This is a genomic window from Cohnella soli (assembly GCF_042655525.1).
In the GTDB taxonomy this organism is placed as follows: Bacteria; Bacillota; Bacilli; order Paenibacillales; family Paenibacillaceae; genus Cohnella; species Cohnella soli.
In genome coordinates this window covers 213,677-228,610 of record NZ_JBHSMI010000028.1, presented here as the reverse complement: position 1 = coordinate 228,610, position 14,934 = coordinate 213,677, and the positions used below count along the sequence as shown (strand labels likewise).

At 54.0% G+C, this 14,934-nt stretch carries 17 protein-coding genes; 1 reads left to right on the top strand and 16 read right to left on the bottom strand.

Features of this window, described 5'->3' with window-relative positions; genetic code table 11:
• Positions 1-83 precede the first annotated feature (83 nt).
• The 16 genes from ACFPOF_RS17325 to ACFPOF_RS17250 all read right to left on the bottom strand — a co-directional run bounded on the left by ACFPOF_RS17325 (position 84) and on the right by ACFPOF_RS17250 (position 14,136).
• Positions 84-626 (bottom strand): RNA polymerase sigma factor, encoded by a 543-nt coding sequence (locus tag ACFPOF_RS17325; protein ID WP_378134855.1) that lies wholly within the window; start codon positions 624-626, stop codon positions 84-86.
• 119 nt (positions 627-745) lie between these two features.
• Positions 746-1,423 (bottom strand): TIGR00266 family protein, encoded by a 678-nt coding sequence (locus tag ACFPOF_RS17320; protein ID WP_378134853.1) that lies wholly within the window; start codon positions 1,421-1,423, stop codon positions 746-748.
• Positions 1,424-1,519: 96 nt separating this feature from the next.
• On the bottom strand, positions 1,520-1,729 hold the full coding sequence (locus tag ACFPOF_RS17315) for a hypothetical protein (protein ID WP_378134851.1): 210 nt from the start codon (positions 1,727-1,729) through the stop codon (positions 1,520-1,522).
• A gap of 39 nt (positions 1,730-1,768) precedes the next feature.
• Complete coding sequence (locus ACFPOF_RS17310) at positions 1,769-2,863, bottom strand: toxic anion resistance protein (protein WP_378134849.1); 1,095 nt, start codon at positions 2,861-2,863, stop codon at positions 1,769-1,771.
• A gap of 21 nt (positions 2,864-2,884) precedes the next feature.
• The gene (locus ACFPOF_RS17305; protein WP_378134848.1) at positions 2,885-3,604 is read right to left on the bottom strand and encodes a hypothetical protein; all 720 of its coding nucleotides are present in this window, start codon (positions 3,602-3,604) and stop codon (positions 2,885-2,887) included.
• Between the two features lie 216 nt (positions 3,605-3,820).
• Positions 3,821-4,894: an ATP-grasp domain-containing protein gene (locus tag ACFPOF_RS17300; protein ID WP_378134846.1), complete on the bottom strand. Its 1,074-nt coding sequence runs from the start codon at positions 4,892-4,894 to the stop codon at positions 3,821-3,823.
• On the bottom strand, positions 4,891-5,700 hold the full coding sequence (locus ACFPOF_RS17295; RefSeq protein WP_378134844.1) for an HAD family hydrolase: 810 nt from the start codon (positions 5,698-5,700) through the stop codon (positions 4,891-4,893). The genes ACFPOF_RS17300 and ACFPOF_RS17295 overlap by 4 nt, the downstream gene beginning before the upstream one ends.
• Positions 5,697-6,842: a cysteine protease StiP family protein gene (locus tag ACFPOF_RS17290; RefSeq protein ID WP_378134842.1), complete on the bottom strand. Its 1,146-nt coding sequence runs from the start codon at positions 6,840-6,842 to the stop codon at positions 5,697-5,699. The genes ACFPOF_RS17295 and ACFPOF_RS17290 overlap by 4 nt, the downstream gene beginning before the upstream one ends.
• Positions 6,839-8,224, bottom strand: coding sequence for a phosphoribosyltransferase family protein (locus ACFPOF_RS17285; RefSeq protein WP_378134840.1), 1,386 nt, complete (start codon positions 8,222-8,224; stop codon positions 6,839-6,841). The genes ACFPOF_RS17290 and ACFPOF_RS17285 overlap by 4 nt, the downstream gene beginning before the upstream one ends.
• Positions 8,163-9,371 carry an HpcH/HpaI aldolase/citrate lyase family protein gene (locus ACFPOF_RS17280; RefSeq protein ID WP_378134838.1) on the bottom strand — a complete coding sequence of 403 codons (1,209 nt, stop codon included), beginning with the start codon at positions 9,369-9,371 and terminating at the stop codon, positions 8,163-8,165. Before ACFPOF_RS17280 ends, ACFPOF_RS17285 begins: the two co-directional genes overlap by 62 nt.
• A gap of 101 nt (positions 9,372-9,472) precedes the next feature.
• Entirely contained in the window at positions 9,473-10,285 is an 813-nt protein-coding gene (locus tag ACFPOF_RS17275; RefSeq protein WP_378134836.1) for a TerC family protein, read from the bottom strand.
• Between the two features lie 41 nt (positions 10,286-10,326).
• On the bottom strand, positions 10,327-11,622 hold the full coding sequence (locus tag ACFPOF_RS17270; RefSeq protein ID WP_378134835.1) for a TerD family protein: 1,296 nt from the start codon (positions 11,620-11,622) through the stop codon (positions 10,327-10,329).
• Between the two features lie 54 nt (positions 11,623-11,676).
• The gene (locus tag ACFPOF_RS17265; RefSeq protein WP_378134833.1) at positions 11,677-12,258 is read right to left on the bottom strand and encodes a TerD family protein; all 582 of its coding nucleotides are present in this window, start codon (positions 12,256-12,258) and stop codon (positions 11,677-11,679) included.
• 15 nt (positions 12,259-12,273) lie between these two features.
• Complete coding sequence (locus ACFPOF_RS17260; protein ID WP_378134831.1) at positions 12,274-12,849, bottom strand: TerD family protein; 576 nt, start codon at positions 12,847-12,849, stop codon at positions 12,274-12,276.
• 84 nt (positions 12,850-12,933) lie between these two features.
• Entirely contained in the window at positions 12,934-13,509 is a 576-nt protein-coding gene (locus ACFPOF_RS17255; protein ID WP_378134829.1) for a TerD family protein, read from the bottom strand.
• Positions 13,510-13,551: 42 nt separating this feature from the next.
• On the bottom strand, positions 13,552-14,136 hold the full coding sequence (locus ACFPOF_RS17250) for a TerD family protein (protein WP_378134827.1): 585 nt from the start codon (positions 14,134-14,136) through the stop codon (positions 13,552-13,554).
• Between the two features lie 301 nt (positions 14,137-14,437).
• Between ACFPOF_RS17250 and ACFPOF_RS17245 the strand changes: the two genes are divergently transcribed.
• A complete protein-coding gene (locus ACFPOF_RS17245; protein WP_378134825.1) occupies positions 14,438-14,929 on the top strand; it encodes a DUF4358 domain-containing protein in 492 nt (163 codons plus the stop codon).
• Positions 14,930-14,934 lie beyond the last annotated feature (5 nt).

Genomic DNA, 14,934 nt, shown 5'->3' with positions numbered 1-14,934 from the left:
CTATCCACTTCTCCATTCTCGTGTCGTAAAAAAGCCGGGAAACGGCAGAGCGATCTCCGCGATTTCCCGGCTTCCTGTTCTCGTCAGCTTCGATCCAGCGTTTTCTTCAGCATATCCCTGCCGCGTTTCAGACGGGACTTCACCGTGTTCATCTTGACGTTATTGAGCTCGACGATCTCTTCCATCGACAGATCGAGCACATAACGTTGATACACCATGAGCCGGTAAGCTTTGGGCAGCTTGCGGATAGCCAGAAGCAAATCATCGGAAGCTTCCTTGACGAGCAGCGCTTCCTCGGGATGCATGCCGTCTCCCGCTTGATCCTCCCAGCCTTCGTGCTTCATCATCGGATGGTTGAGAGACAGCTTCGTCTTGCGTTTGCGCAGCATGTCGATGCATATATTTTTGGCCGTCGTGAAAATCAAAGAAGATACCGAGCCCGCCGGATCGAGGCGCTCGAAGTTGACGTACAGCTTCAGGAACGTCTCTTGCACCGCTTCCTCGCTGTCCATCTTGCTTCTTAAAATTTTCCACGCGAAACTGTTGACCTTGTCTTTGTAGTGCTCGAACAACTGCTCATAGGATATGACGGGCATTCCCCTGCCCACGGTAGGCTGCATGTCCATCAGCCTGCACCTCTTCTCTGTAAGCCTCTTAGGCAACATTATAGCAGAATAGCGCAGGCGTGCCCGAAATTCACAGAAAATTCTCAAAAACTTATGGTTCTTTAAGGAAACGTTTTAGATTATCGCGTCGGAATAAAACGTTTGATCCAGCTGCCGAAGCCTGAAGGATTACGCGTCTGAATAAGGACTATGCCTTCGCCGCGGAAACGGCAGACAAGTCCCTCTCCGCTCGTAAAGCTAGAAAACCAGCCTTTAGACGCCTTCTCGATATTGTAATTCACATAGTCCGGCCAAGCGACGAGGTGACCGTTGTCGATAATGCGTTCTTCTCCCGGCGCAAGGTTAATCGCGTGGATCGAGCCGTAGGAAGCGAGGAACACGGTGCCTCTGCCGCTAATTTCGATGATGAAGAAGCCTTCGCCGGACAGCAGTCCGCGGCTTAAATTTTGCATTTTCGTATTCACTTGAATACCGCTCGTCCCGCCGAGGAACCCATCCTTCTGAACGAACAGCCGGTACGAGCCGTCCAGTTCGACCGCCTGAATGTCGCCCATCGATTTCGGTGCAAGCAGCACTTCCCCGCCGCCCCTGTTCGCCGATAGTTCCTGGAAGAAAAACGTCTCCCCGCTGAGCATCCGTCCAAGTCCGCCCATAATGCCGCCGTCCATCGATCCTTTGACGTCGACTGTCGGGGACATCGACACCATCGCACCGGATTCCGCCTTAATCGTTTCCCCTTGATTCAACTGAAGCTTAAGCAAAGAGAATGCACCTTGGTACAATATTTCGTGTTTCATCTTCTGTTTCTCCTCCAAGAGCGGTTGTTCAAAAAGCCGAAGCGTCTTTTTGAACTTGCAATGATAAATGCCGCATCGAATAGAATAAGTTCACAGTTACCGTTTGTTCGCGATCTCCATAATCGACTCCGCTCTCTCGTTGCTTGCCGCGACGATCAGAACGACGATGGCAATTCCGAGCACCCAGCCCATGAACAAGACGGTCATCCCCTTCGCTGCCGGATTGAATACGGAAGAATACCGTAGTCTATCCGTTGCAGTGGAGGAATATGACGACCGATTGCGGCGGCTCGTACCGGAAGGCAATTGTGAAAAAAGCTCCCGAGGGAGCTTAGGGCGTGTCGATTAATCGAGCAGGCTGGCGATCGTAGGCTGCTGCAATTGTGCCGTAGCGGCAGTCGCGCCAGGCTGAAGACCGAGGCGTTGGCCCATTTGTTTGTTGATCTCCTGCATACGCGTCGTCTGCTCGGTCGCCGAGGCGATAATCGTGCGGTTCGAATCTTCGCAACGGGTAATCGCTTGCGTCAGATCGTTCATCGCCTGGTTGATCTGCTCCATGCTCATCGCCGAGCGCGTCATCGCCTGGGTCGTCTTCTCCGTCGTCTCGTTCAGCATGCGCGCGTTCTCCGCGAACTGCTTGCCGAGCATATCGTTCGTCGCGTTAACCGCATCGATCACTTTCATCTGATCGTCAAGCGCCGTCGCGATCATTGCGGAGACGGTAATCAGATGCTGCGTCTTGTCGATCGTCGCATCGACGGAATCGATCAGCTTATCGTTATTGTCATTAATAATGTCGGAGCCGGCGATTGCCTGCTGGTATAGCATGATCATCTCGGTGAACGATTGAATGCGGGTCACGACTTTGCGCAAGCCGCGCTCGAGCTGCGCTTTGCGACCTTCGTTTTCCGGCTTCGCGATCTCTTGCTCGAACAAAGTCTTCAGTTGGTTGCCGAGTTCGATGCGCTGCTGAACGTTGTACATTTCCTGCAAACACATTTGTTTCAAGTTGCGCATGTGGACGATGTTCTCTTCCAGCGTGTCCTTGCCGTTGCGTAAGCTCGAAATAATCGCTTGCACGTTCGTGCGTACCGATTGGTATTTCGCAATGTAATTTTTCAACGGCGTCTTGCGCAAAATTTTCTGCATCAAAGACAAATCTTTGCTGCGATTCAAGTCGTCGACTTCGTTGCGAAGCTTCATGATGTTGCCGGCGATTTCGGAACGTTTGCCGGTGAGCAGATCGTTCAACGGGCGCTCGAGGAGCGTCAAGTTGGCGCCTGCCTTCTCCATCGTCTTCTGCCCCATCCGTCCGATCTCGTCCATTAACGAGTCAAGTTGGGTGGCGTCCGTAGTCGAAATTCTTTGAATCGTCGATTGCGCTTCCTGCTGCACCTTGGCTGTATCCGCTTCTTTTAATACGATAGCTTGCGTACTCATGCATAAATCCTCCCCGTCGTGTTAATTGCCTGCGCCGTAGCGCTGGTGAATCAGTTCGGCCTTGCTCTTAAGCTCCATTAAATCTTTCTGCTCGATAAAGCTTGTATAAGTGGTAATCTGGTTGTCGATGTCTTTAATGCTATTAAGCAAAATTCTGCGGTTCTGTCGCTTCGCTTCGCCGCTCAGGTGGATAAACGGCGTGATCGTACCGTTCAGATCCTTCAGAACAAGCCGTTGGATCTTATGGTTGATGTCCCCGTTGCCGAGCACGACGAGTTGCGGAATAACCCGATTCAGTCGGACGAGCAGCGACAACGTCTTCTGAACGATCTCGTTGTCGAGATTGTCCTTCTCTCCTTCGAGCAGCACCATATCTTCGATGGTACCGATATACTCGACGACCGATTCCCACTCTGGCCCGAGATTCGAAGTGCTCGGCGCGGACGCCCTGTTCGAAGTATCCGGCGTCTGAGAAGAGGCGCTCGCCTGCGTGTTCCCCGGCCCGCGAATTTGCTGCTGCGGCTGCTGTTCGATCCGCGCAGCGTTGGCGGAAGCGTTAGCCGCTTCTCGCTCGGCAGCGAGCCTGGCCACTTTCAGCTCAGCTTGACGAATCGTCGAGCCGAGCATCGTGCCAAGCACCGGGAATACGAGAGCGACCGGAATCGATAAAAACTTGGAAGCGACTAATCCTGCAATGTAACCGACGATGATGGAGGCGATCCCCCATTTGGAACGAAGCACTTGACGCGTACCTCCCTGTCTAGGGCGTGTCTGCAAACCCGCTCAGGGGCATCTTTCACCGCCTTTTCGCCCCCTGCTGCGTTCCTCTTGTTTGACGTACCTCCGGTACGCCTGCACAATCGCGCCTTGCATGGAACGAAAATTCGGCAAAATCTGCTGCCCTCGGAGTTTCCAGACACGCCCTTGCGGTCTAATGATCTCAGTTTAGGGTTTTCGTCAGCCTACGTCAATTTCCGAATCGGTTGTTCCGCTTTTTGCCTCGGAATCGGCCAGCAAGATGGCCTGTTCGACATAACTGGCTCGGATGCCGTAACGAGGCTTCGGTACCTCGAATGGACGGCCGAGTCCCGCTTGCACCGCAAGATACGGCATGTTAACACCCGTCAGACAAGTCAGATACAAGCCGCCGGACATGCGAGGATTGATCTCTAGCAGCTTCGGCACGCCTTGTCCGTATTTCACTTGGACGTTGTATACATACGGAATACGACATTTTACGGCGATCCGCTCCGCGATTTCCATCAATTCCGGAACAGCGTCCATCTCATATACGCGCCCGGCCAGTTTCCTTCTCGGAACGGCGGCCAGCAGCTTGCCTTCGGCATCTGCCAGGCAGTCGATCGAATACTCGTCCCCTTCGAGCATTTCCATGACCATAAGCTTCGGAAATGTCTCAGCTCCTGCAAGAGCGGCATACGCCTGCTCGAACGTCATCGCTAGCGTCACGTGACCATAAAGCGTTGCGAACGAGTCAAGCTGATCGTCGATGATCCGAAAGCCCATCCCGCCTTCGGCTTCCGTCGGTTTGAAGCAGACCCGATGGCCACGGGAAACAAGCTTCGTGTATGCGGAGCGAAATTGTTCCGGCGTCTCGGCAAGCTCGTAATCCGGAATTGTGACGATGTCCTCTCCCGCCATCGATTCGTAAAACTTGTCCTTCTCTACAATCGCTTCAAGCAAGTCTGCGTCGCGGCATGCGATGACCCGAGTGCCGATTTCCTCGAATCTGTCTATCTCACGAGAGATGTCCAGCATGTTCAATCGGGGCACGAACAGATCGATCCGATGCCTGCGGCAAAAGTCGAGCGCGAAGTCTACATAGGCAGTTCCGCGAAGCGCCGGTTCCGTTTCCGCATGATCGCACGCCTGAAGCGACATATGGTTAATATCCGGATGAGTGCCGTAGAAGCGGAATTGCTCGCCATCCGGGTTGTCCCGGATCATGTTCATATAATGATACGCGGTCGAAAACCACCGATTGAAGTAAACGTTCGTTACTTTGCCGCTCATGATGCGCTTTCGACCTCCAGCCGGTTGCTGATTTCCTCTAAAATGTCCTCTGATGCCCCGATGCCTGACCGGGAGGTGAATCGGTACTTGCTCGCAGCACCGTACCGGGCATACAACTCTCCATGGCGCGGGGCAATCGCTTCGTCTGCGACATCGAGCAAGCTTGCATCGAGAAGGCTGTCGCCCGCCCCGAACACATGCCCCGCTCCCGTTCTTTCCTTGACATACCTGACGGCCGCGCCTTTGCTCACGGGTTCGGGCATCAGGTACAGCTTGCGACCCTGTAGCGAGAATGTCCAACCGCTGCCTTGCGCAAGTCGTTCTAGTTCCGGCACGATCGCTTCTCCCAGACGTTCCCTATCGACGATGTACATGCGAAACAACTCGTCGCGCATGTCTTTCCTGCGATACGCCCCCGCTGCAGCCAATTGCTCGAATAGCCGCTCGATGTCATCACCCGGCGCGCACGTCGACCGAACAGCGGCTTGTACCGCGCTCTCCCATTCCGGGTCGGGCAATCCGGCTTCGAGTATGCGGGCTCCGTTGCTGACGATGGCGTAACGCGGCCGCAGCCCTTCGCTAATGCCGTGTACTCGCATATACTGCTCTGTCGTTCTCGTCGTGACCGGGACAAACAGCCCCTGATCGTTCAACGCTCGCAACAGTGCCACCACCCGTCTTGTCATAAACGAATGTGCACCGCCATCGTAATACTCGACGGGAATAAGCTCATCTTCCGCTTCGAATGGTCCCATCGAGCTGCGCGAATAAATAAGCGTCCGATCGAGATCGCTGGCGAATATCATCGTTCATCCCTCCCAAGCGGCTTAATCAATCCGCAGCAGGAATAGGTCAAATCCGGATATTCCTCTACGGGTACGCCCCGTTCGGAGGCCAGCATAAGAATCGGCGCGAGATGCGGATTGTCGCGGTCATTAACGAGAATTCTCCACGGTACCCGACGCAATAACACCCTCGTTGTTTCACCTACGCCAGGTTTGACGAGATTGACGTCGTCGATGCCATAATCGCGCTGTATGCGGCGCACGTCCGACTCGCCCTTCCATGTCGCATTCTCGTCCTTCCGCCGAAGCAGGTCGGCCGCAATATTGCGCGCCTCTGTGCGTACATCGTTGAAATGGCGGGCTATCTCGTCGACATATGCGTTCGAACGGTCTTCTGCCGTCCACTCGCGATAGTACTTGGCGCCGTGAAAGTCGCCGGGGCCTACAAGATCGTCCCGCAGCACGGTTCGGCTCATCAAGCCGGACACCGTTGCGTTCAGACAGGCGCTCGGGATCAGGAAATCTTCTTGCGTTCCGTATGTTTCCGAGCAGCGCCCCGGATCGGCGAGCACCGCAAGATCATCGCTTAGTCGAATGCCGTAATCGCGTTTGAACTTGTCGCATGCCTGAATGAGCGCCTTACGGATCGCGCCCTTGCCGGTCCAACCGTCGATGAACTGGATGTCCGCTTCGGGATGCTTTTGCAGCATATAGAACAGCGCGTTGTCGTCGATACCTTTCCCACGGATAATCGAGATGCTGTAATGGGCGGGATTGCGGCCGTCGCCGAATTCGCGCATATAGCGCTTAATCAGAACGCCGATCGGCGTCCCCGCTCTCGCTAACGAAGCGAGCACGACATCTCCGCTTCGCTTCGCCATAATCTGTTCGGCGACGACGGCTGCCGCCGTCGCCACCCGCCTCGCTGTACCGCGAAGCGTCTCCTCGTACAACCGGAGATATGGCTCAGAAGGCTGGTATTCAATCGGCAGCATTTCCGAATAATGCTTGCCGCCCTGAATCGCCTCCTCGCGATCCTCCGTTCCTCTCTCCAAAGCGATCGCGCTCAAATCCTTGAGCAGAAATACGACATCGTCTGGAGAATAGCTGCCCATTGGAACAGGCGATGCCAGTTGAATGCCGTCAGGTCTCGTGTAAATCATAATCTTATCTCCGATCCGCCGCCGAAAGCGACAATGCGTACGGACGGGATGCCAAGCTCCCGCAGCGCCATTTCGAACGATTCGCCCGGCTCCGCGTCATATGTCCGTTCAACGAATACGAACGCCTCGTCGTATTGCCCAGGCTCGATATTGTAAACGAAATTCGCCACCTCGGAATCGTCGACCGCATCGAAGCGGTACGCCGACGTTACCGCATATTCCGGCTCGCGCAACGGATGGATCGGACTGCGCGTCGTCGATTGGAACACAACGCCTTCCCCGAGTTGCGCCGCGATACGCATCGGTACGAACATAAACTCGCCGGTGCCGATGCATACGATGAGCCTCCCCGTACGAACCGCTCTTAGCGCCTCCGCAGCCTTCGCCACTTCGCTGTCCAGTTCCTCGCCCTGTCGCGCCGTCACGCCGAACCGTCCTGTGTGCTTCAAGTACGCGGCTTCCGCATGTGCAAACAAGCCGGATATGTCGATGCGATCGAAATTTCCCTCGACTGATACGCTCGACGGTTCTACCTCCGACGTCCCTTCAGAAGTTACCTCTTCAGGCTCGCCGCTTACGTCAATATCCCCTTCCATCAGGGACAGACACCTAATCGTAACGCCAAGATCCCGTTCCATGTCCGCGAACCGACTGCGGCTCGCCGGAGACCGCCAATCGAGCAAGCTGGCCACGACAAAATCCCGCTGCCCAAACGTTTCATGCAATTCCTTAATGATATTAAGCGCCGTCTTGCCCGTCGTCAGTTCGTCGTCGACGAGCACGATGCGCGATGCTTCCCGGAACAACGTCTCGTCGTCCGCATAGCAGCGGTGCGCCGTTGCGTGGGAATGCTCCTCCTCGAACGCAAGAAGCGGTCGCATCGACGCAACACGCTCTCGTGTCGAATGCGCATACGCGACATTGCCGGCGAAAATGTCAAACATGCTATGCCCGAGCGCCGTCGCCGTCTCTGCGAAGCCAATGAATAGTGTCGGCTCGTTAAGCCGGATTTTGTCCGTTATGAGCTGCTTGTACAGCGTATCCGTCGATCGCGAGTCTCCCGCGAACGCCGATCTGACCAGATCGCCGTCGATCGTCGACTTTCGCCCAAGCATAGTCGTGGCATACAAGTCGCCTAACAGCGCGCCTGCCGTCAATCCTAGCGCCGGGTGGACGGCGATATGTTTGCCTAGCGCTTTGCTGACGAACAGGAATCCTCGCTTTTTGTTTTTCCGCGCCGCCATGCCGAACAAGTCCGCCTGCTCCAGCCCGTATGGGCTGCGCGTGACGGCCACGCGAACGGACAGCCCGCCGGCCAGGCTATACGAGCGCTCCCGCTCTCGCTTCGTCGGCGAGAAGACTGGTGAAGTTGATTCCCTCATGCAACACCCCGAATATTCTGGCTCTGCGCATAATCCGATTGGACCAGCTCAGATGCGGCTTGATTTCATTCATCTTGTTCTCGTACTCGCTCTTCATAACGCCCAGCCCGCCCCCGCTATTGGAGATAATGCTGGCGGCGTCGATATATTCCTCGTGGGTGACGACGTACATCGCCTGAACCGGCTGCAAGTGGGAAGGGTGGATCACCGTCTTGCCGACGATGCCGTTTTCCTTGTCATACGCAACCTCGCGAATCAGTCCGTCCACGTAATGGTCCAGGTAGGACATGCGCAACCGCAGCCCGTCCTTGCCCATCGACTCCGCGAAAGGCGTCTGTCTCAGTTGCGGCTTCAACACCCTGTCGCTTTTGAAATATTCCCACACGGGACCGGAGATGACGTAGCGACTGCCTTCCCTGCCGAACATGTTAATAATGTCCGCGACACAGTCCCGAATGACGGCAATGTCGTAGATCGTCATATCCGGGTTGCGCCGCAGGCCGAAGATGCCCGAGAAGTCGGTCGCCCCAATACGGACATTCAGAACGTAGTCCCGGTAATCTGTCAGCACCTCATAGATCGCCGTAAGCGATGCGAGTCGACTTTCCTTGAAAATGACATCCGGCGTCTCCAGAATCGGCATGCCGTACAATAGGGGAGTTCCCTCTGGCCTATAGCGATTATACTCCGCGAGAATGCGGAAGTACGCTTCCCCCGTCTCCGCCGTAAACTTCGGGAAAACAAAACCGGTCACGAGATGCGCATGGCCCGCAAGCCTTGAAATTATGTCCCGGCATTGCTGCACGGAACGTACGCGGATGAAAATAAGCGGCAGCGCTTCTTCGTCCATCATGCCGTGCCGCAAATATCCGCCAAGCTTGTCCATCGTCTCGCAGAGCCCTTGCTCAGCTAGCGCGACCTGATCGTCTCCGACTGCATCCTCTAGATCGAGTACGACAGATGTCAGCCCGCGAATTTTTCTCGCTAAGAGCTCCTCCGCGATCGACGCCCGCAAGGCAGGCATGTACAATGCCGCTCCTACCGCATACGCAAGCAGTTCCCTGTCGTCACGATTGTCGAACGCCGCAGGCCGATGAAAGAATAAGGCATTCATCTCTTCGGGCGTCAAATAGTCGAAATACTTCACTGATCCACACCCCCTTATTGCAAAATATCCCTCATCTGAACATGAGGGATATCCCGTTCCTTTATTACGCGATTGCGCGCCGTCCGTGTCGACTTTCTAGATCAGGCGGATTCCGATGTGCCCTTCGAACGATCCGACTTTTGCTTGACTGAGCTGTAGATCATCGTGCCGACGAAAATCGCGATCAAGATCGGGAAGAACACAACGTGCGGCAGTTCGTAGTGAAACGCGCCCGCGATCATTTTGCCGCCGATGACGACGATCAGAATAAACGCCGCTTTTTCCAGTTCCGGGAACTTCTCGATCAATTTGAGGAACACTTGAGCGACGCCGCGCATCATCAGAACGCCGAGAATACCGCCGAGGAACAACACCCACACTTCTTCGCTGACGCCGAACGCCGCGAGAACACTGTCGATACTGAACGCGATATCCATCGCTTCCACCATGAGCACTGTGCGCCAGAAGCCGAGCCCGCTGTTGCCGGCCGCTTCTTCCGCCTGATCCTCCTCGCTCTTGCGGCGAATGTATGGCAGCAATTTCACTCCGCCGACACGTGCCAACGCAAACTCGAGGTTAAACAAATTGCTAAGTGCGATCCAGAGCAAATACAAGCCGCCGGCGACCTTGATCCACGTTATCTTGACGAGATACGTACCGATGCCGATAGCGAGAAAACGAAATATATAAGCGCCGATGATCCCGTAAAACAAAGCTTTCTTCTGCTGCTCTTTCGGCAAGTGGCGAACCATGACGGCAAGCACAAGCGCATTGTCCGCGGAGAGCAAGCCTTCAAGAATGACCAGCGTGCCGATAATGCCCCATGTGGATGGCTCCGCCAGCAGCGAAGACATATGCTCCCAGTTAAAAAAACTTGAAAAGTTATCTATAAAACTATGAAAAAAGTCTGCCATGTTGTTCCTCCTGCCCGGATACCCGGGAATGTGCCCACTTTCTACTTGCTACCTTTTACCCAACGCATATTCCAATCGTACGCCTTGTCCAACTCTTGATGGCCGCTGAAAAACTGTACAAGCCTCTCGACGCTGAACGTCTGATCGTTAACGTTCTGAATCATCGCGATGGCGCACATCCCTTTTCTGTTGTTATACTCGTCCATTCGCACGATGATATCCGGCCCTCCCGTCTGCTTGACGGTTACCACTCCGTCGGCTTCCGACCAATCGGCAATGCCTTCGTAGATGAAGGCAAACACGACGATGCGTTTGATTCTCGCAACTTGGGCTCCGTTAATGCGCAAGTTCTCCCCGCCTGCGACAGCCCCAGTCCGGTCGTCTCCATCAAGCGCCACAAATGGCACACGCTGAAGATTCCCGAACGAGTTGCCTAACGCCTGAACAACGCCTTTGCTACCGTCTTTCAGCTCGTACAGACAGCCGAGGTCGAGGTCCACCCCCTTGGAAGACTTGAACAAACCTCCCGACTTGCGTTGGTTCCAGTTCAAGTTAACGAGAATTTCGCCCAGTGTACCGGTATCCGTGTTTTTCTGCAGATTAATGACGTCGCCCTTCTTGCGGAGCTCGATCTTATCCAGCCGGATCGAAGACGGAGGCGTTGCAGCGGGCGGCGCCGATGGAACGGGCTTCGGCGGCGGTTCGGCTACCGGTGCAGCTTGTCCCGCTGCAGATTGCCGGGAAGACTGCTCTGACGACCGCGCCTCTTCCTTCACATCGATGCCGAAGCTCGCGCATAAGGAGGCCAGACCGCCGGAATACCCGGCACCGACTGCGTTGAACTTCCATTCCCCGCTGTGCCGATACAGATCTCCGACAACAATCGCTGTCTCGACGTTAAACGAATTCCCAAGCGTGTAGCGAACGATTTCGCTGCCCGTCGCTTCGTCGACAATTCGTATATACGCGTCTTTCGCAAGCGAGAAATTTTGTTTGCGTTGGTCTCCCTCGTAGATCGTCAGGGAGAACGAGATTCGTTCGACTTCTTGCGGCACGGCATCGAGCCGTATGTTAACCTGCTCGCGATCCGCTTGTCCGCCATAGCTTTTTCGTTCCGCTTCTGTCAGGGAGACGGAGCCGGCCCCGCCTGCCGGATTGGAGTAGAACACAAGATCGTGATCGGAACCGACTTTGCCATTCCCTCGCAGCAGGAAAACCGACAAATCGAGATCTAATCCGGCGTCCGCTTGCCAGCCCATCCCGACAACGATACGCTGCAGCGACGGGTTTCCTTTGGTAACGTCCGTTTTTTGGCCTTTAACGATTAACATCGACATTCAGCGGAAACCTCCGTTGCTAGGGCGTGTCTGAATACTCCGAGGGGAGCAGGTTTACTTAGCATCAAGCCCGTAGTTATTGGCAAGCGCGGACAAGCCGCCGGAGAACCCGGACCCGACCGCCTGGAACTTCCATTCCCCGCCATTGCGATACAATTCGCAGAAGACGATCGCCGTCTCCACGGAGAAATCTTCACCCAGATCGTAGCGAAGAATTTCCGCTCCGGTCGCTTCGTCCACCAGGCGGACGAAAGCATTGGACACTTGCCCGAAATTTTGCATACGCGCAGCCGCATCATGAATCGTAACCGTAATGCCGATCCGGTGAATGTGCGCGGGAATTTTCGAGAAATCAAGCTTGATCTGCTCGTCGTCCCCCTCGCCTTCGCCGTCGCGATTGTCGCCCGTATGAACGACCGCTCCGCCGTATGCATTGAGATTGTTATAAAACACGAAATCTTCGATTCCGTTTGCTTTGCCGTTCTCATGAAGCAGGAATGCCGACGCGTCCAGATCGAACTCTTGGCCGCCCGCATACTTGTTCGTATCCCAACCGAGTCCGAGAATGGCATTCTTCAAGCCCGGGTTCATCTTCGTCAAATCGATTCTTTGTCCTTTGGATAAGCTGATCGTCATCGCGTATATTCCTCCTTATACTTGAACGCCGAAGTCGCGACATAAGCCGCCCAATCCGTCGCGGTAACCGCCGCCGACGGCGCTGAATTTCCAGTCGCTGTTATAGCGGTACAACTCTCCCACGACAACAGCCGTCTCGATCGAGAAATCCTCCCCAAGATCGTAGCGAATCAACTCTTCGCCGCTTTCCGTGAAAATGCGGACATAGGAGTTCGCTACTTGTCCGAAGTTCTGATTGCGCGCCGCCGCATCGTGAATCGTAATGCAAAAAGCGATCTTCTGAATGTCGGCGGGAATCAGGCTCAGGTTGATCGACATCGTCTCGTCGTCTCCCGCGCCTTCGCCCGTCTGATTGTCGCCGGAAAGCACGATGCCGCCGTTCGCTCCCGTTTTGTTGTTATAGAACATGAAATCGCGATCAGAATTCACCTTGCCGTTCGCATTCAGGCAGAATGCGGATGCGTCGAGGTCGAACGCGCTTCCCCCGTCGTACTTGTTCGTATCCCAGCCAAGACCGACGTTCACTTTCACGAGCCCGGGATTGGACTTGGTCAAGTCGACCTTCTGTCCTTTGGATAAATTGACCGCCATTGCCAATGCCTCCTTCAATTAAAAAAAGAGGGAACCGCGACTTGCCGTTCAGGCGGTCCCCTCTCAGCTTATCGCATCGATGCCTTACATTAGCCCGAAATCTTTGCACAATCCGGTGAGTCCGTCTCTGTAGCCGGCGCCAACCGCATTGAACTTCCATTCGCCGCCGTGGCGGTACAACTCGCCGACGACAATCGCCGTCTCGACGGAGAAGTCTTCGCCCAGATCGTAACGGATCAGTTCCTCCCCGGAGTCCTCATTAACGATGCGAACGAACGCGTTCGATACTTGTCCGAAATTCTGACTGCGCTCGAGCGCTTCATGGATCGTAATGCAGAAAGATACTTTCTCGATATCAGCAGGAACTTCGGCAAGGTTGACTTTCAATTGCTCGTCGTCTCCGTCGCCTTCGCCTGTCAAGTTGTCTCCCGTATGGGCAACAGAGCCATTCGCATTTTTCAAGTTATTGTAGAATACAAAATCTTTCTCGGTCGGAGCTTTGCCGCCTGCGTTCAGGCAAAACGCGGAAGCATCCAGGTCAAACGACTTGCCACCGTCATACTTGTTCGTATCCCATCCAAGGCCCACAAGTACTTTCGTCAAACCTGGGTTTGTTTTCGTCAAATCGATTTTTTGCCCTTTGGATAAGCTGATTGTCATTTGTTGTTGCCCCTTTTCAATGAAATTTGGATTGGTGTGCCATTACATATAGTCGCGAGCGAGTAAATCGACGTGGGCGGAATTCGTGCCTTCGCCAATCGCGCTGAACTTCCACTCTCCGTTATTGCGATAGATTTCGCCGACGATCAGCGCCGTTCTGCCCGCATAATTCTCCGTCAAGTTATAGCGAGCAAGCTCTTGGTCGTTCTGCTTATTCAACACGCGAATGTATGCGGACTTGATCATGCCGAAATCCTGTTTGCGGTTGATGCAATCGTAGATGTTAACGACGAACAAAACTTTATGAATATTCGCAGGTACGCGAGCAAGATCGACTTGAATTTGCTCGTCGTCGCCTTCGCCTTCTCCCGTACGGTTGTCGCCGGAGTGAACGACGGAACCTTCCGGGCTTCTCAGGTTATGGAAGCAGACAAGGTTCTTACCGTGAAGTTTGCCATTCTCGTCGAGCAATAGCGCGGAAGCGTCGCAGTCGATATCGATTTTCTTGGAGCTGAAGAACCCCTTCTTCTCGACGGGGTCCCAACCAAGACCGACCACGATGTTGGTCAATCCGGCATTACCTTTCGTCAAATCAATTTTCTGTCCTTTTACAAGCGAAATCGTCATTGAAGTGAGAACTCCTTCCGAAATCTATTATGGATTGCAGTTATTCAAGTGTTCGCTATCTCATTTACGACAGCCCGTCCAAAAAGTTTCAATTTTCGCAGGAGCCAATTCAATTATAATCGATTGCCGCCCATCTTTCGAGACGACCATTCCTAAATTTTCCTAAAGTTCGAAAATCAAGCGGGATTCCCTCGTTTTCGCGTCTACAACTTCCGTCAAACTTTTTTGCTGTAACCTTTTTTCCTTGGACCGCGTCAGTAGTCTTGTCGAATTCGCAAAAACCCATCTAGGAGAGTGCAACATGAAGAAAAAATCTGTTATTGCATTGTTATTGACTGTAATTCTAGGCGCAATGTTGAGCGCTTGCTCCAGCGGCAAAGAAAAGGCGGTAGAACCTTCTGCGACTCCCAAAGAAATGGTTGAACAAATACTTAAGCAAATCGAGCAACCGCCGCTGCTTGAACTGGACGAGAAAATGGCGAAAGAATATTACCAGAAGCTCGACCTTGCTTTGCTCGAAGCCTATGATATCCGCACACCTTCCGTTAACTTGATGTCGGATGAGATCGCCATCTTGAAAGTGAAAGACGCCAAAGACGTCGCAACCGTCGAAGCGGCGGTCAAGCAGCGCGCCCTCGACGTGCAGAAGATGTTCGAGACCTATTTGCCGAAGCCCTATGAGAACGCCAAAAACTATAAACTGGTCGTCAAAGGAAATTACATCTTGTTTGTCATCTCGGAGAAAGCGGACGAAGCTGTTAAAGCATACGATAACTTCTTCGCAACGAAGTAACCGGC